The organism is Erythrobacter sp. JB1-15, assembly GCF_057365035.1.
On the sequence record NZ_CP200295.1, the window covers coordinates 636,823 to 653,449 of the forward strand.

The window sequence follows — 16,627 nt, forward strand, 5'->3', positions numbered from 1 at the left end:
AATGGCCAGTTTTGCCGCCACAGATCGCGATTGGATGGCCGCCGCATCCCGGCTGGCGGCCCGCGCGCGACCAATTGCGCGGCCCAATCCGGGTGTTGCAGCCCTCGTGGTGAAAGAAGGCCGTCTGATTGCGCGCGGATGGACGCAGGCTGGCGGGCGGCCTCATGCGGAAAAGCACGCGCTGGGCGCATTACCCTTGGCCGGCGCACAGGGCGCGGATATCTATGTCACGCTGGAGCCTTGCGCGCATATTTCGGCTCGCGGGCCAGCATGCTGCGAAGTGGTGGCAAAGGCTGAGCCTGCACGCGTAATTATCGGGCAGATCGATCCCGACCCGCGCACCGCTGGTAAAGGGATTGCGGCTCTGGAAGCGGCGGGCATCGCGGCGCAGGTGCTGGATGATGAGGCATCTGCACGAAGTTTGGCAGGATTTCTCACCCAGCACCGGCTGGGACGGCCCTATGTCACGCTGAAACTTGCCATGTCGCTGGATGGGTGCATCGCGCTTGCCGATGGGACCAGCCAATGGATCACGGGAGAGGCCGCGCGCGCGCATGTCCATGCGGTGCGCGCCAGAAACGATGCGATCCTTGTCGGCGCGGGAACCTGGCGGCAAGATCAACCGCGCCTCGATGTGCGATTGCCTGGCCTCGCCGCGCGCAGTCCTGAGCGGATCGTGCTGACCAGCGGCTCCGTAAAAGGCGCGCGCGTTATCGCTTCACCGGATGCGATCAGCGAATTGGCCGATGTGCATTACCTTTACATCGAAGGGGGCGCGGGGGCTGCTGCGAGTTTCCTGAAAGCGGATCTGGTGGATGAATTGCACCTTTACCGCGCGCCCATCATCATTGGCGATGGGCTGCGCGCAATCGGCCCGTTTGGCCTTACCGATTTGACTGAGGCGCATGACCGCTGGCACCGCTCGCATCGCTCAACGCTTGGCAGCGACACGTTCGAAGTCTATTTGCGCCGCCGTAACCTTTAAGGAACCTGCTCAAGATGTTCACCGGCATTGTCACCGCCATCGGCACCGTCACTTCCAGCGATCAACGCGGCGATTTGCGCGTGCGGATTGCCGCGCCGCTTGACCCGGCACGCATTGATATTGGCGCATCGATTGCCTGTTCAGGGGCCTGCATGACAGTCGTTGATCGCGGCGGCAGCGCTGGCGATGCCTGGTTTGATGTCGATGTATCCGGCGAAAGCGTCAGCCGCACGCGGGCCGGGATGTGGGAAAAAGACAGCCGCCTCAACATTGAACCATCGCTGCGCATGGGCGATGAATTGGGCGGGCATATTGTCACCGGCCATGTCGATGATATCGGCACAGTCGTGGTCGCAAGCCAGGTCGGCGATAGCTGGAAAATCGTGATCCGCGCGCGCGCGGAAATGGCGCCTTTTATTGCCGAAAAGGGTTCAATCACGGTCGATGGCGTTTCGCTGACGGTCAATGATGTGCGCGACAAGCCTGATAGAACCTGCGATTTTGCACTCAATATCATCCCGCATACAGGCGAAGTGACCACTTTGGGCGCGCTCAAAACAGGTGACGAGGTCAATCTGGAGATTGATGTTCTGGCGCGTTATCTGCGGCGAATGCAAGGGCTGGCCGCCGCCGGTTAATCCGCGCCTTTCGCGCTGTTTTCGCGCTGTTTTCGCGCTGTTTTCGCGCTGTTTTCGCGCTGTTTTCGCGGCGTTATGGTTAACAAAGTGTTCCAAATTTGGATCGGATTTGGGCAAGCCATTAACGCACAAAACTGCTAATTCCCCTGCGCGAAGGCTCGATCGAAGCCTGCTGCGAAAATGATGCCGCCGCCTTTGCCAAATGGCGATGGCCTGCTTTCGCACATGCCGATTTGAAGGGGAAAGAACGTGAACACCAAATTTCTGATCTCAACTGCAATGGCGGCCAGCACGTTCGCGCTGATGGCCACGCCGCAGGCTGCGCTCGCGGATGATTGTCTGCTTGATCGCGACAATGATGGCCAAGTTGATATCGGCACGGCGGACAATGATGGCAGCGCCAATTCCGATGACGATGACGCATCGGTCGCTTGCGGTGTCGGGGCAGAGGCGACAGGATCGTTCGCCAGCGCTTTTGGCAGCAGCGCGAATGCGCAGGGCGATCGGTCCATTTCTGTCGGACGCATTTCCGATGCTACCGGATCCGATTCGTCAGCGGTCGGCCATTTCGCGACCGCCACTGCGGCGAACACGTCTGCCTTTGGCCAAGCGGCCAACGCCACCGCAGCGCAGGCAACCGCATTGGGTCAAAACACCAATGCCAGCGGCATCGGATCGCTGGCGGTTGGCAATGCTTCTGATGCCACAGGCGCTGGCGCCATTGCGATTGGCGGCGATGGGCCCGATGGCAACACCGAAGGCGCACAGGCGCTGGCGGATAACACGATTGCAATTGGCGCAGACAGTATGGCGGATGCGAATGGCGCGACAGTTATTGGCGCCAGCGCCTCTGCCACAGGGGCAGGCGGCACATCAATCGGCCAAGGCGCGAGCACGACAGGCAGCGGGGTTGCGCTGGGTCAGAATGCGACCTCTGTCAGCAACAACACGGCTCTTGGCAATGGTTCGACAGCAACAGGAGCGGCAGCAACCGCCATCGGCGCGCTGGCCAACGCCACCGGCACATTTGGCACAGCGATTGGCCAGACCGCCAACGCCACGGGCAATTTCTCAACCGCTTTTGGTGTGAACTCGCAGGCTGATGGCGACAATTCGGCGGCCTTTGGCACCAGCGCGAGCGCAATCGGGGACCGGTCCACCACATTTGGCGATGGCGCGCTTGCTCAAGGAGTGAACAGCACAGCCTTGGGCCAGGACGCGCTTGCATCGATGGATAATGCAGTGGCGCTGGGTCAGGCGACAGAGGCAACCGGCATCAGCGCCATTGCAATCGGCGGCGACGGCGATGATGGCGATGCCAATGGCGCGATTGCCACAGGCCTGCAAAGCGCCGCTTTGGGCGCGGATGCCTTTGCCCAAAATGCCAATGCGCTTGCCGTTGGATCGGGCGCGCGCGGTACGGCAGAAAACTCCGCTGCATTGGGCACGGGAACGCAGGCCTCTGGCCTTTCCAGCGCCGCTTTGGGCCGCAATGCCTTTGCCACCGCGGCCAGCGCCACCGCTGTGGGCAACACCGCAGGGGCAACCGGCGGACGGGCCACAGCCGTTGGGCAAGACAGCCGCGCAACCGGCGCACGCGCAACAGCCGTGGGTTTTGGCGCCAATGCAGGCGAGCGCGCCACATCCGTGGGCGAAAACAGCGTAGGCAGCGGCTTTGCAAGCACCGCTGTCGGGTTTGAAGCGGTCGCATCGAACACCCGCTCCACCGCAATTGGCGCGGGCGCGGCCACCAATCGCAACGATCAAGTGTCGCTGGGCGGCACAGGATCAAGTGTGCGGATCGGCGATATCGATGCCTCCACCGATGCACAGCAGGGGCCGGTCGATGTCGTCACAATAGATCAGAACGGCACTTTGGGCCGCCAGCAGGCGGCAACCGCAGCATCCGTTGCCAATGTGCGCGTATCGATGAACGCTTTGGCGCAGGTTACCGATGCGCAATTTGGCGCGCTGGAAAACCGAGTGAACGGGCTCGACAGCCGGCTGACGGGCCTTGAATTTGCGCTGGAGGATGCCGAAGAAAGCCTTGCAGGCGGGATCGCAGCTGCCGCCGCATTGGGCAGCGCGATTGCCATGCCGGGCAAGGATTTCGTCATCGCAGGCAATGTCGCCACCTATCGCGGCGAACAAGGCTTTGCCCTCACCATGACAGGCCGCGCGAGCGACAATCTGGCGCTAACCGCTGGCGTTGCCGGCAATAGCGGCGAAGGCGAAGTGATCGCGCAGGCAGGGTTCGCTTTCGGGTTTTGACCGGGCAGGCGGGGCGCATGGCAAATTCGCCAAAGCGCCCCGCCTGTTATCTTCGGTCAAATTCAAACCTGCAAGTGGCAGCACCTGCGGCGATGGTTTGCGGCCTGTTGAATTTGATGCTGGACGGTAAAGCATCAATCCAAACGCGATCCCATTCGCAGAACAATCCAAGCAATTCTGGTGCGCCGTGACGGTCCAGGATGTCCTTAAATCCGCAAGCTTTTACCACGCTTACAAAGCTGCCCGCATCCTCCTCCTCAAAACCGATTGCAAAGCTGGGTCCGTAGAGGCGCGGCGCCGTCTCACGCGAATAGCGGCGCACGCTTTCAAAAGGATCCCGCGATGAGGCACTCATGAGCCACATCATCACCTTCGAGGTTCGCCTGCTCATGCTTGTGATAGGCTTAGAAACCTCAACCCTTGCACTTTGGACATCTGAGCAATGCGCAAGCAAGACGCGGTACAAAGCCAATGCGCTGGCCGCAAAAATGGTCAGGCTTTGCGTGGCTGGGTCATCGCAATATTTGCGCTCCGCTTGCATGATGACTGCAAACCTTTGGTCGAAATCTTTGGCGTATTGGCGGGGAAGGGATTTGCGAAAATGGCGGATCGCCAGCCGATCAGAAAGGCGCAGACGATAGGCGAGATTGTGCCGCGTATAAGGCATGACTTTGATTTTCCAAGGACGCGAGGATTGCCATGCGAAGGCGGTCCGGGCCGTATCGCAAAGCGCTCCACACTGCCACAAATGGCAGCGCAGCCTCCTCCTCCATCCTTAGCCGCTAGATCGGCATCGGCGCGATGAAGCTATCTTAGAACCGCGTAGATATCAATCCAGGTGCAAACGGCTTTAGGAAGGCGCACAAAGCGGGCCTGCCTCAAATCCGGCTCGCGTGATTTCATAGACAATATGGAGCACCCTTTTGCCCTGATACCGGGCAAGCTCGGTGCGATCTGTGCGAACGGCGCCGATGTTCTCCAGCGCTATGCGTGATCGGTAATTGGTCTCGCCCACGCGAAATTGGGCGCGCTCAACGCTTTCAAACGCATGGGTGAGCATCAGGCGTTTCATCTGCGCATTGATGCCTTTGCCCCAATACAGCGGCGCGATGAAAGTCCAGCCGATCTCAACTGATCCGCCATCCTCTGGATTATAGGCCTGAAACCGGGTGGAGCCGATGATTGCATCCTTGGCCCGATCAATCACGGCAAGCGCGCCGCCTTTGGCCAGAGCATCGGCAAAAAATTCGGCGAAGACATCCTCGCGCCAGCGGTCGTGCATGGGATGCTGTTCCCATACGGCGGGGTCTGACGCGATGGCGAACAGATCCCCCCAATCGTCCTGCACCAACGGACGCAGCGTGACGCGGTCCCCTGTAAGGGTGGGCTGGCGATCCATCGTGCTGGCCATTGCGCTGGCGGTTCCTTTCGCCCCGTCAATCAACCCGTTACAGCGGCAATCGCGGCGATAAATTTGTCGATATTGCCCATGGTCAGCCCAGCAATGTTCACCCGGCCCGATGCGGCCATATAAATCCCGTGATCCTCGCGCAATTGCACGACCTGCTGCTTGGTCACAGGCAGCATGGAGAACAATCCGTTCTGACTGCCGAGCGGGGTAAGATCGACACTGCCCGCCATACCAGCATCAGCCAGCCGCGCGCGCACCTGACGCATGCGTTCGCGCATCTGGTCAAGCTCATCGGTCCACATCGCCGTCATATCGGCATCGCGCAGGATCAGCCGAACAGCAGCCGCGCCGTGATCGGGCGGCATTGACCAGCTGGCCCGTGCGAGCGCGTTGGCGTTTGAAAATGCCTTGTCCAGAACATCCGCCTCATCCGCCATCACATAGAACGCGCCCACCCGGTCGCGGTACATGCCAAAGTTCTTGTCGCAGCTGTAAGCGATGAACGCCTCGGGCACTTTCGCAAGAACCGAGCGCAGCCCGGCCGCGTCTTCCTCCAGACCCCCGCCCAGCCCCTGATAAGCGGTGTCGATGATCGGAAAGATGCCGCTTTGCGCAATCGCATCGCCAATCGCGCCCCAGTCTTCATCAGAATAATCAATGCCGGTGGGGTTGTGACAGCAGCCATGAAGCAGGATGGCCTCGCCCTCGCCCGCGCCCCGGATTGCGGCCAGAACCGCATCGAGATTGGCCGTGCCATCGGGATTGGCATGATCAAACGCGGCAAGCTCAAGCTTAAGATCATTGATGATCTGCGCGTGATTGGGCCAGCTGGGCGTGCCCATATGCAGCCGTTTCACGCCCGCTTTTTGCGCCAATGCGAGAGCAAGGCGAACAGCGCCCGTGCCGCCCGGCGTCTGCATCCCCGAAATGCGCCCGCCCATGGTCGGATCGCCGCCAAAGATATAAGGCATCAGCGCGGTGACAAACCCCATATCGCCCTCTGGTCCCAGATAGCTTTTGGAAGGCTGTTCATCGACCAGCTTTTGTTCAGCCGCTTTGATCGCGGCAAATACAGGCGTATCTCCCTGACCAGTGCGATAGACACCGACGCCAAGGTCAATCGTATCAGGGCGGGTATCAGCCGCGTGAAGCTTGATCAGCGCCAGCAGCGCATCGGGCGATTGGGGTTCAAGGTTGTTGAGCATAACGCGCGTGCCATGGCGCGCTTGGCCGCGCGCTGCAACCGCCTTTTGCTCGATAATTGCGACTTTGCCGTAACTGGCGACTTAAAATGGCAACCAGCGCTGCTTTTCAGAGAATTTCAGATAGCCGGCATTGATGCCAAGCCGCGCGCCCACGCCCATGCGGATGGGGATGAGCACTTTATCGCCCCGGCGCACATAACTCGCATGCAGCCCGCCAATCAAATAGGCCTGCCCTTCGCCCGCAGCATAGCGTTTGAACAATTCCTGTGTGTCATAAAGGTTGTAGACTAGGATAAAGGTGTTCGCTGCATTCGCGCCCGCATCAAAGCCAACAGAGGGGCCCGTCCAGTACACTTTGCGCTGGCCTTCGACCTTGTGATGCAAAGTGCCCGAACCATAGCGCGCACCAAAAATGAACGCACCGCCTGCTTCGCGCCCGACGATATAGCCATTGGGCTGGCCCTGATCTTTCAGCAGCCCCTGAATCATTCGGGCAAGCCCTTCTGCGCCTTTGCCAAACACGCCCTCGGCAGCGCCGATCAGGTCATCTTCGCCGTAAGTGCTGGCATCCTGCGCGCCCGCGGTGGGAATGGCAGGCGCGCTTTCGCCTGCAGCAATATCAGGGCCCGCCGCCGATGTCTGCGCAGAACCAGCCGCGCCGTAATCGGAATAGGGATCAAACACGCCTTCAAATCCGGGTTCGCTGGTGGGCTGGGATGGAACCGGCTGCTGGGCATTATCGCCAGGAACTGTGTAGGTGGGTGCTGTATAGGTCGGAGGCTGAGGTGCGCGGACGGCGCCCGGATCGGCCAGATCGGCGTCAATTGTGCGGCTCGCCGGGGTTCGCGCAGGCTGGCTGGCCGCCTGTCCCGCAGCTTGCGAAGCTGTTTGCGCCGCCGTTTGCGCCGCTGTTTCGGGGGCTGCAAAAATCTCGTCGGGATCAAATGTCTCCACCCCTTGCGCGCTCGCGATTGTCCCGGTGCTGGCCAACGCGAATGCGGCCAGCAAAGCAATGGCAAATCTGGAAAGAACATCAGGAGTGCGAGCGAAAAGCGAGAGCATGACAATACCTCTTGGCGGCAAAATGCAGCAATTGTGCGTGGCGCAAGCAGAATCGAAGGCGCCTGTCCAAGCAATCGAAAAGGCGACAGACCGAATCGAAAACGCGTTGAATGGAATCGGATTAGAGCAAGTGACGTGAACCGCAGGCGAATTGGCGGGCGAGGATTGCGGGTTTCTACGCAGCGGCAGGCATCAGATGCGGCGCAGAGCGCAATTTTGTCGAAAGCCACCTTGCCGCCCGCCAGAACCATGACTATAGCGCACGCCTCGCAGCCAAAATGCGGCGCGGAGACGTGGGTGAGTGGCTGAAACCAGTTCCCTGCTAAGGAACCATACCTGGTAACGGGTATCGAGGGTTCGAATCCCTCCGTCTCCGCCATCAACCCCCAGCACTGGTCTTTGCCTACAGGGTATCCGCGCAAGGCCGCGGTATGTGGCGGTGTTAACGGGGCTAACTGCCGTTCGTTGGAACTTCGGGATCCGTCTCTGTGCTTCTCGGTGCTGTCAGACCAACTGCGCCTGTTGAGGATTGAGGTGGCTGGGATAAGGCCGCTTGATACCAAGACGCCCCACACCGCCCAGCCCTTTTAGACGCTTCAACTCGCCACCTGAGATAATACGCTTGATCATGATGATGTATGGGAGGTTTCCGTTGAGCCTGCGGAACGTCGAAGACCTACTGGCGGAGCGCGGGATCGATATTTACCAGGAGACGGTGCGGCAGTGGTAGAGCCGGGTTAGTCCGCTGTTCGCGGCAAATGTGCAGCGCCAGCGGGCAAGCCGGATGCGTAGCTTCAGGCAATGGAAGCGGCACGGTCGGGGAGAGAAAATCGCAACCGACGGGCTCAATTCATACCCTTCTGCGATGCGAGAGCTCAGAAATGCTGAGAAGCAGGAAGTGGGACGATGGGCTAACAGCAGGGTGAAAACAGCCACCTTACTTTCCGGCGACGAGGAAGCGCGATGCTAAGATTTCGGCAGATGAAATCGCTACGAAAGTCCGCCTCGGTTCACGCCAACGTTCACGACCATTTCAGCGCCCAACGCCATCCTGTAGACAGACAGACTTACAAGACTGCCCGCTCAGCCGCACTGGTTGAGTAACAAAGCCTTATGGTTTGAACTGATATCGGGTAAGGGACAACTCCGCCAATCAGAGACAAGTTGCAGTTAGACTGCCAGCACCCTCGGCCTTGATGCCAAACTATTTAAAGGCGCGTTCGCACTTTGGACATTCGTAACCGTCGCCAAAGCGAACGTCGAACAAGTGCTGCAAGCAGACTTCGTCATTTGGAAATTTGCGGGAGAACTGGGCGGTGGAGAACTGGACGGTGGTGACGGCTCTCGTGATGCCAGAATTTAGCAGAGTTAGTGACGTATCCAAAGGGGATACCCCCTATCTTCTGTCCCAGATCGGAGGGGAGCCAATCCGGTCGATTAGAAAATCGATCATCACACGCACTTTTGCTGAGAGCACGTTAGACTTGGGATAGACCAGCCAAACCGCTGATCCGTCTTTGACTTCATAATCAGCCAGCACCCGAACCAATGACCCATCCTGCAACTCTTGATGGATGCTCCACAGCGAACTCATCGATATGCCTGTGCCCGCAAGAGTGGCTATTTTCATACTCGTTCCATCATCGCAGGCGACCCGCTCAGGCGTGCCTTCTGGCGGGAAATGACACAGCCGCTTGTCATCAGCGGTCAAAATGCGGCTGCCTTCGCCAAAGGTAAGCAATCGGTGCGTGTGCAAGTCATCAGGCTGCTCAGGCGTGCCATACCGGGCAAGATAGGCGGGAGATGCGCATAAGATGCGCGTGTCATCTGCCAATTTTCGTCCAATCATAGAACTGTCTTCAATCGCAAGATTGCGCAGGGCGAGATCATATCCGCCCTCGATCAGCTTGGCCTGAGTGTCCGAAAGCCTGAGGTCGAGACTGATTTGAGGATATGTCTCCAAAAACTCAGGCAGGATGGGAGCTATGTAAAGCTGGGCGAACGTGCTTGAACACGCAAATCGCAAGGTTCCAGATGCCACCGGATTGCCTTTGCCGAGCGCCACGAGACCAGCATCTTCCTGCGCAATAATCTCCTTGGCGAACGGCAGAAACTCCGAACCCTCTAAAGATAAGGAGACTTTTCGTGTTGACCGGTGGAGCAAGTCTGCGCCCACTTCGTTTTCCAATTTAGCCAGGCGCGTGCCCGCTGCCGCAGGTGAAAGGCCCAGCTCGCGGCCCGCTGCGCTGATGTTCAGAAGGTCAGCTGCAAGGACGAAGAGGCGGACAGCTTCAGTATCCATATTATATCAAAAATCCATAAACTGCATCAAGAATTACTCTATTTCATATTGATATGTCAGGCAATAGATCACTCCCAACGAATGCGGCAGAATGTTTGGCCGCTCAGATGGAGAAATCCGATGCACATCAATGCGACCGTGAATTACCACGTAAAGAAGACTGCGCCGCAAGCGTTCGAATTCGATGTCGACGGCATTGTAGGCAACCTCCTGTCGCCAGACCTTGAAACCAGGCCCGTCAATGTGACCGATCTACGCGGCAGCGACTGGCAGCCCACGTTTCACCGCGACGGCGTAGAGTTCATTGATCAACCTTCCGGCGTGAAAGATTTTGGCGATAAGGAAGATTGGAAAGCCGCATACGAGCGCGAATTGCAGTCGCTTCTTGGAGACCGGCTTGGCGCAAAAGAAGTGATCGTTTTTGATCACACCATTCGCGTTGACGATCCGCAGGCCGCACGTCGTCCGGCCCGCAATGTCCACAATGACTACAATGAAGCCGGCGCTCAGCAGCGCTTGATTGATTTGGTGGGTGAGGACCGCGCACAGGAATTTCAGGACGCAGGGTTTGGCTTCGTCAATGTTTGGCGTCCTATCGAAAACGTGATCAAGTCATCACCGCTCGGTTTCATCAATCCGGTATCCATGCAGCGCGATGATTGGATGGATATCGGCCTTATCTACCCTGACCGATTTGGCCAGATTCTAGGCGTGGCGAGCAATCAGGACCACCAATGGTTCTACCGCTCCAACATGACCCCGGATGAGGCGATAATCTTCAACATTTATGACAGCAGCGGACGTCCGCATCTGGCTCATAGCGCGCTCGATCTGCCTGATGACATCAAAGCAACTGTGCCGCGCAAAAGCATCGAGAGCCGGACACTCATCCGCTATTCTTAATTCATGAAAGGCCAAGGCCCATGTCAATCGATACACTTACAAAAGCACGCACTGTTATCCGCCCGTCACGCGGCGAAATGTTGCAAAGATCCCCTTCAGTTAATCGTTTCTGGGACGAGAATGAAAAAGTCTTCGAAAGCGCTTGGGATGAATGGGAGAAGGCCGGCAATCTGAAAGGGCTCACGCTCGACAGGTCGCTTTATGCGCCCGAATTGCGCAAAGCCGTTGAAGATGCTTGGGACAATCCTGCGCAAGAAACCCTCGTCAAAGATCTTTGGACCGAGGTGTTTCCCGATGTCTACGAAGCGCAGTTCTTTGACCCTGCAAAACTGAGCGACCTTCGCACATTTCTGGACCGCGCCGCTGATGCAGATATTCCAATGCGCCCGCCCTATGGGCTGGTCCTTAATCGCGGCGGCGCAATGCTCGATCCGCGTTCGCAAGGCTATCTCGCTGCGCCGACCCTTCAGGCCTTTTACCAAGACCTGATGGATCATTTCATGCGTCCCATCGCACGGCTGCTGTTTCCGGATGTCTATGGCTATGACAGCCAGACCTTTGGTTTCTCAATCCAATGGGAAGCGGGTAAGGATACAACCCTTCAAGCCCATACCGATGCATCCAGCGTGACATTGAATATCAACCTCAACCTTCCCGGTGAGGAATTTGATGGGTCTGCTGTGCGCTTTATGGACCCAGCTACGAAGTCGGTGAAGGATCTGACATTTGCCCCGGGTACGGCGCTGATCCACCATGGCAGCGCAATGCATGCATCCAAGCCGATTACCAAGGGCGAACGGCACAATTTCGTTCTCTGGCTCTATGGCCAACACGGCCAAATTCCCTATCAGCATGGTCAGGGCGGTGAAGCCGCAACCGCAGCGGAACGTTGGACTGTGCCGCAAATCCCTTCCGATGGTTTTGCTCCTTTCTAGAAAGAGCCTCGCCCCAATCTCCCTCTTTAACAATCGGAAAAATCACCATGATCAAGACTATCATCATCACTGGCGCAACCGATGGCATTGGCCTTCAAACTGCAAAAATGATTGCCGCTGGAGGGCACACTCTGCTGCTGCATGGACGCAGCCCAGAGAAGATTGAAGCGGCAGCAGCGGAAGTCTCTGCCATTCGCGGCGCTGGAGAAGTTAGAACATATCGCGCCGACTTGTCGGTCTTGTCAGAGGTTGAAGCTTTGGCCGATGCAATCAGCCGAGACTTTGAGGCCATCGACGTTCTGATCAACAATGCCGGTGTTTTCACAACTCCGCAGCCGGTGAATGCAGACGGCTATGACACGCGGTTTATCGTCAATGCGGTGGCGCCGTATTTGCTCACCAAATTGCTGCTTCCCAAGTTGGGCTCAGCGGGCCGCGTTGTGAACCTATCATCCGCTGCGCAGTCCTCTGTTCAGGTCGAAGCCTTCCTTGAAAAGCGGCCCTTCTCCGACAATGCCGCCTACGGACAAAGCAAACTTGCATTGACCATGTGGTCCGCGCAAATGGCACATGACCTTGGCGCAGACGGCCCGATGATTGTGGCGGTTAACCCCGCTTCGTTTTTGGGCAGCAAAATGGTCAAGGAAGCCTATGGCCAGGCCGGACACGACCTCAGCATTGGCGCAGATATCTTGACCCGCGCTGCCCTAAGCGATGAGTTCGCAAACGCCTCAGGCCGCTATTACGACAATGATCGCCAGGGCTTTGGGCAGCCACATCCCGATGCCGCAGACCCGGCGAAGAACAAGCGCGTTATCGCCGCGATTGAGCAGTTGATCGGCTGATCGCTCACCAACCGCAGGCACGGTTCCCGATCAAAGCTCGCTTTTGATCAATGGGAGAGGTCTGCCTGCAATCCACCACCGCACTGAAAGGAAGAGATTATGAAATACGAAGGATTTACAACGTTTTCGGTTGAGAAAAATGAAGGCGTAATGCACGTCACATTCGATTTCGGCACGGTCAATGTTCAAGGCCAGGAAATGCTGGCCGACCTGAACAGCCTTGCGATGCGGCTTGAGCGTGACCGCGAAACAAAAGTCGTCATCTTCCAGTCAGCCAACCCTGAAATCTGGGTCTGCCACTATGACACCGAATTGCTGAAAGATATGTCTGACGAGGCGGTCTCACGCGAAGAAGCGCAATTGCTCGATCTGCAGGCTGTGTGTGAGCGGATCAGCAAAGTGCCGCAGGCAACCATCGCCAAACTCGAAGGTTTTGCGCGCGGCGGCGGACATGAATTGGCGCTGGCGCTCGACATGCGCTTTGCAGCACGCGGCAAGTACAAATTTATGCAGATGGAAGTCGGCATGGGCATTTTGCCATGCGGTGGCGGTGCATCGCGGATGGCACGGCAAACCGGCCTTGGCAAAGCTCTGGAGATCATCTTGAGCGCGCAGGATTATGATGCCGATGAAGCCGTTCGTCTTGGCACTGTAAACGCAGTTCTGGAGCCCGATGAAATCGGCGAATATGTCGACACTCTGGCCAAACGCATCGCACGCTTCCCAGCCGAATCCATCAATGCATGCAAACAGATGGTGTATGAATCCATCGACAAGCCAATTGATGAGGCTTTGAAAGCAGAAGCCTATTGGCTTTATCAAGCGACCAGCAAAACGCCTGCGCTAAAGCGTTTCACGATCGCCGACGAGCAGGGGCTGGAGCACGACATTGAAAACCAGCGCAAATGGGGCGAGCTGGTGATGGACGTCCAGGACATCAATTGATCGTCTCCCCGCGCGAGTGACAGAACCCGGCTCAGCTGCCTGAGCCGGGTTTCTCGCTTGGGGCTGTTGAGATGATTCCGTTGAGATGATCGAATTCTCAGTCAAATCATCCGATCCTCAATGTCTGCCAGTGGACCGAAAGGGTAACGTCTGCTTCTTTACCTTTGGCCGTGCAAAACAGACCGTCCGCCACCGGCCCAGTTCGAGACAAGACTGAAGGCCGATAGTGGGTCGTAGGCCGAATGGCGGCTTATTGCTTGGCAGATCGGAAAACTGCCGTTCCGCGCCAGGCCCAGACACGGCCTCAAACGCCAGCTTGGCTCACAATCCATCCGAGTTAAATGGGTTTGCGCTGATCCGCGCGCAATTCACTTCGCCTTAGAGCCCTGTGATTATGCCATCTTCCACAAGCGCGTACACGCTAGCGCTCGCCACCTGCGTCTCCGCCATTTTCTCTAGTTTTCAGGACATATCTTTATCATTGAAAGTTGTCGATTGGTGCTTGGCCCTGCGCGGTAACCCTAAGGGCTGCGTTAACCTTCTTTGCCTAAGGCGTTCTCAAGGGAGCGCATAGGGTCAATGCAAACACAGATATTGGGACTGATAACGCCGTTCATGGCGCTATTTTTTGCCGCAACATTTGTAGTTTTATGGCGGGTTGGCCGGTTGCAGCGGCACGTGCTAGGATTTGGCATTGCCTATGCCCTGTCAGCGATAGGCTTTTTGCTCACTCATTTTCTGCCGGTCGATGCCTTTTACGTCTTCCACGCGAGCCAGTTTTTCTACGCGCTTGGGTCGATAGTGATGATAGCATCGGTGTGCGAACGCGCCGGGCAAAATTCGCATTTGGTCAGCTTAGTCTGCGTCTACATCATCACCGCTCTGGTTCTAGGCGTGGCGATCAGCTTTTCCAACGATGTGAGCGCGCGGCTGATCATCGTCAACACAGGTTATGGTGTGATGTTCACGATTGGCGTTGCGACCCTGCTCGCCGCCCCGCGCCGCACGCTGGTTGATGCCGCGATCATCGCTGTGATGGTGTATCAGGCGGCGGACTTTTTCATCCGACCCAACCTTACATTGCTGTTCGAAGGGGCAATCCCGGCGCAAGTTTACCGGGAATCGCTGTACTATTCGATGATCGGCCTTGGCCTTGCTCTGAAAGGGATTGCGACAGCCATGGTGCTGATCGGGGCCTCTATCTCGGAATGGACCGCAGCGCTGCGCGCCAGCAGCGAACGCGATACGCTGACAGGGTTGCAGGATCGCAGGGCTTTCCAAGAAACCATGCGCAATCTGCTGCCCAAAGCGCAGATCGAGGGGCGTCCGCTAAGCTTGGTGGTGGCCGATATCGACCACTTCAAACAAGTGAATGACATTTGGGGCCATCAGGCTGGCGATCAGGCGATCTCGAGCTTTGGCGACCTTATCCAAAAGATGGTGCGCGGATGCGACAATGCAGGCCGCATTGGCGGCGAGGAATTTTGCATCGCGGTGTGGAATTGCGAAAACGCGCCCGCTGCCCGGCTCGCTGAACGCATCAGACTGGCCTTTGCCAGCCTTACTCATGACGGGCTGAACGATGACATCCGGCTGACGGCGAGTTTCGGTATTGCCACAGCGCGCGAAGGGGAAAGTTATGAAAGCCTGTTTGGCCGCGCAGATGCAGCGCTGTACAAGGCCAAAGCAACGGGCCGCGACCGCGTGAGCAATGCCGAAGATCAGCGCAAGGATGTGGTGACCGATCCCCCTGCTTCCGCCCCTTCGCCTGCCCTGCTGCAAAGCGATCTGGCGCAAAGCAAACTGGCGTAAAGCAAATCGGTATTGCTCAGACCGGACGCGGGGCCAAGCGGCGCGTTAGATCAGCTCTTCAATCGGGGTGTAAGGCACGTCGAACCCGAAATATCCGGGGCTGAACACTTTCAGCCCTGCATCGCTGCGCCATAAGGGATCGCAGCGAAAGCCCACCACGCTCACACGCTGACCGCGCGTGAAATCGGGATTGTTGAGCCCGTCATAGCTTTCCATATCGATCACGCTGATCAGATCGGGACAGGTGGCTGCAACCTTCCCATTGCGGCGCGCGATCAGATGTTCGTTGATATATTCGGTCGCAAAGCTTTGACCTGCAAAATCGCCATTGCCCGCCAACGTCAGATCGCCTTTCAAAAACCCGTCTTCATCGCGCCAATTGAAATCGCCGACTGTGCCGGTGAACAGCAGATAGCCATCCCCTGCGGCAATCGCGGCGGCTATCGGATCGCTGCCGTCTGCCTTGGCTGTGCGCACCGCTGCGCCCAGTTTGCGCGCCAGCGTGAGGCTGTCTTTCACCAGCACTCCATCGGTTTTGGCCTGCGCGCCCGTAATCGGCGAATCCGCGACGCCGCATTCCTGGCTGGCTTCGGCGACGGCGCGCAAGACATCCTCTGCCCGGCTGGGATCACCCAGCTCTTTCACCACCATTTTATCGCCAAAAGGCGTTGCTGCGCCAATGGGGGTAAGCGGCACTCCGGCGACTTTCACCGAGTGCTGGTTAATCTCTGGCACGGCGCGGCCCACCGTATCGGCATCGAGAGCCGGAACATCCAGCCGCGCGGCGGTAGAAAGCGCCTCGGCCAAACTCAAGGGGCCAATCTCACCCAGGATCACGCCTGAGAATTTGGTGCCGAAATGCTCTTCGAGCGCGGTAAAGGCACCTTGAACCGGCAGTTCAATTCGGTTTTCAGCCGCCTCCAATTTCGCCGCCATTGCATCGCTCATCGGCGCAAGACTGGCAAGGCCATAGGGGCAGGCAACCCGGTCTTCATCAGCCAAATCGGCCACACTCAAGACGCTGAATGTGTGACCAGCAGCAAGGTCTGCTGCAACAAGCTCACGCGCTGCGGCTAAGCTCCCGCCGCCACCCGTGCCAAGATAGGATGAGCCGACCAAAGCATCTTCCAAGTCTTGAGCGGAAAGCGCCTTTGCAGCGCCCGAACTCGCCGTTCCTCCGGCTCCATCACCGCTCACGTCGCTGCACGCCGCCAGCGCCCCGCCGACGACCATCAGCCCGCCCATAAATTGCCGCCTTGGTATCATCACGCATTCCCCCATCTGAAACAAAAAAGGGGCGAGCCTTTTCAGCC

Annotated in this window: 15 protein-coding genes, 1 tRNA gene and 1 pseudogene; 10 read left to right on the top strand and 7 right to left on the bottom strand. The window is 57.9% G+C overall.

The window, feature by feature from the left end:
* Nucleotide 1: 1 nt before the first annotated feature.
* The 3 genes from ribD to AC0V6L_RS03055 all read left to right on the top strand — a co-directional run bounded on the left by ribD (nucleotide 2) and on the right by AC0V6L_RS03055 (nucleotide 3,894).
* Nucleotides 2-985: a bifunctional diaminohydroxyphosphoribosylaminopyrimidine deaminase/5-amino-6-(5-phosphoribosylamino)uracil reductase RibD gene (gene ribD / locus AC0V6L_RS03045; protein WP_486152953.1), complete on the top strand. Its 984-nt coding sequence runs from the start codon at nucleotides 2-4 to the stop codon at nucleotides 983-985.
* 14 nt (nucleotides 986-999) lie between these two features.
* On the top strand, nucleotides 1,000-1,623 hold the full coding sequence (locus AC0V6L_RS03050) for a riboflavin synthase (RefSeq protein WP_486152954.1): 624 nt from the start codon (nucleotides 1,000-1,002) through the stop codon (nucleotides 1,621-1,623).
* A 249-nt stretch (nucleotides 1,624-1,872) separates the two neighbouring features.
* A complete protein-coding gene (locus tag AC0V6L_RS03055; protein ID WP_486152955.1) occupies nucleotides 1,873-3,894 on the top strand; it encodes a YadA-like family protein in 2,022 nt (673 codons plus the stop codon).
* 46 nt (nucleotides 3,895-3,940) lie between these two features.
* Here the strand turns inward: AC0V6L_RS03055 and AC0V6L_RS03060 are convergent, their stop codons facing one another.
* The 4 genes from AC0V6L_RS03060 to AC0V6L_RS03075 form a co-directional block, all read right to left on the bottom strand.
* Nucleotides 3,941-4,561, bottom strand: a complete 621-nt coding sequence (locus AC0V6L_RS03060; RefSeq protein ID WP_486152956.1) for an L-2-amino-thiazoline-4-carboxylic acid hydrolase — start codon at nucleotides 4,559-4,561, stop codon at nucleotides 3,941-3,943.
* 183 nt (nucleotides 4,562-4,744) lie between these two features.
* The gene (locus AC0V6L_RS03065; protein ID WP_486152957.1) at nucleotides 4,745-5,305 is read right to left on the bottom strand and encodes a GNAT family N-acetyltransferase; all 561 of its coding nucleotides are present in this window, start codon (nucleotides 5,303-5,305) and stop codon (nucleotides 4,745-4,747) included.
* A 29-nt stretch (nucleotides 5,306-5,334) separates the two neighbouring features.
* Nucleotides 5,335-6,510 carry an amino acid aminotransferase gene (locus tag AC0V6L_RS03070; RefSeq protein ID WP_486152958.1) on the bottom strand — a complete coding sequence of 392 codons (1,176 nt, stop codon included), beginning with the start codon at nucleotides 6,508-6,510 and terminating at the stop codon, nucleotides 5,335-5,337.
* An 81-nt stretch (nucleotides 6,511-6,591) separates the two neighbouring features.
* Complete coding sequence (locus tag AC0V6L_RS03075; protein ID WP_486152959.1) at nucleotides 6,592-7,572, bottom strand: DUF1134 domain-containing protein; 981 nt, start codon at nucleotides 7,570-7,572, stop codon at nucleotides 6,592-6,594.
* Nucleotides 7,573-7,859: 287 nt separating this feature from the next.
* Between AC0V6L_RS03075 and AC0V6L_RS03080 the strand changes: the two genes are divergently transcribed.
* Nucleotides 7,860-7,951: transfer RNA gene (locus AC0V6L_RS03080), tRNA-Ser, on the top strand.
* A gap of 177 nt (nucleotides 7,952-8,128) precedes the next feature.
* A pseudogene (locus AC0V6L_RS03085) lies at nucleotides 8,129-8,676 on the top strand (DDE-type integrase/transposase/recombinase).
* 100 nt (nucleotides 8,677-8,776) lie between these two features.
* On the opposite strand, the gene AC0V6L_RS03090 reads toward AC0V6L_RS03085, so the two are convergent.
* Both AC0V6L_RS03090 and AC0V6L_RS03095 read right to left on the bottom strand, forming a co-directional pair.
* Complete coding sequence (locus AC0V6L_RS03090) at nucleotides 8,777-8,956, bottom strand: transposase (protein ID WP_486152960.1); 180 nt, start codon at nucleotides 8,954-8,956, stop codon at nucleotides 8,777-8,779.
* A gap of 12 nt (nucleotides 8,957-8,968) precedes the next feature.
* Complete coding sequence (locus AC0V6L_RS03095; RefSeq protein WP_486152961.1) at nucleotides 8,969-9,874, bottom strand: LysR family transcriptional regulator; 906 nt, start codon at nucleotides 9,872-9,874, stop codon at nucleotides 8,969-8,971.
* A 120-nt stretch (nucleotides 9,875-9,994) separates the two neighbouring features.
* Between AC0V6L_RS03095 and AC0V6L_RS03100 the strand changes: the two genes are divergently transcribed.
* The 5 genes from AC0V6L_RS03100 to AC0V6L_RS03120 all read left to right on the top strand — a co-directional run bounded on the left by AC0V6L_RS03100 (nucleotide 9,995) and on the right by AC0V6L_RS03120 (nucleotide 15,314).
* Entirely contained in the window at nucleotides 9,995-10,777 is a 783-nt protein-coding gene (locus tag AC0V6L_RS03100) for a CmcJ/NvfI family oxidoreductase (protein WP_486152962.1), read from the top strand.
* 20 nt (nucleotides 10,778-10,797) lie between these two features.
* The gene (locus AC0V6L_RS03105) at nucleotides 10,798-11,712 is read left to right on the top strand and encodes a 2OG-Fe(II) oxygenase family protein (RefSeq protein ID WP_486152963.1); all 915 of its coding nucleotides are present in this window, start codon (nucleotides 10,798-10,800) and stop codon (nucleotides 11,710-11,712) included.
* 47 nt (nucleotides 11,713-11,759) lie between these two features.
* Nucleotides 11,760-12,557 carry an SDR family NAD(P)-dependent oxidoreductase gene (locus tag AC0V6L_RS03110; protein ID WP_486152964.1) on the top strand — a complete coding sequence of 266 codons (798 nt, stop codon included), beginning with the start codon at nucleotides 11,760-11,762 and terminating at the stop codon, nucleotides 12,555-12,557.
* A 99-nt stretch (nucleotides 12,558-12,656) separates the two neighbouring features.
* Entirely contained in the window at nucleotides 12,657-13,502 is an 846-nt protein-coding gene (locus AC0V6L_RS03115; RefSeq protein ID WP_486152965.1) for an enoyl-CoA hydratase/isomerase family protein, read from the top strand.
* A gap of 579 nt (nucleotides 13,503-14,081) precedes the next feature.
* On the top strand, nucleotides 14,082-15,314 hold the full coding sequence (locus AC0V6L_RS03120; protein WP_486152966.1) for a GGDEF domain-containing protein: 1,233 nt from the start codon (nucleotides 14,082-14,084) through the stop codon (nucleotides 15,312-15,314).
* A gap of 45 nt (nucleotides 15,315-15,359) precedes the next feature.
* Here AC0V6L_RS03120 and AC0V6L_RS03125 read toward each other — a convergent pair whose 3' ends face one another.
* Complete coding sequence (locus AC0V6L_RS03125; RefSeq protein ID WP_486152967.1) at nucleotides 15,360-16,559, bottom strand: S-methyl thiohydantoin desulfurase family protein; 1,200 nt, start codon at nucleotides 16,557-16,559, stop codon at nucleotides 15,360-15,362.
* Nucleotides 16,560-16,627: the final 68 nt, after the last annotated feature.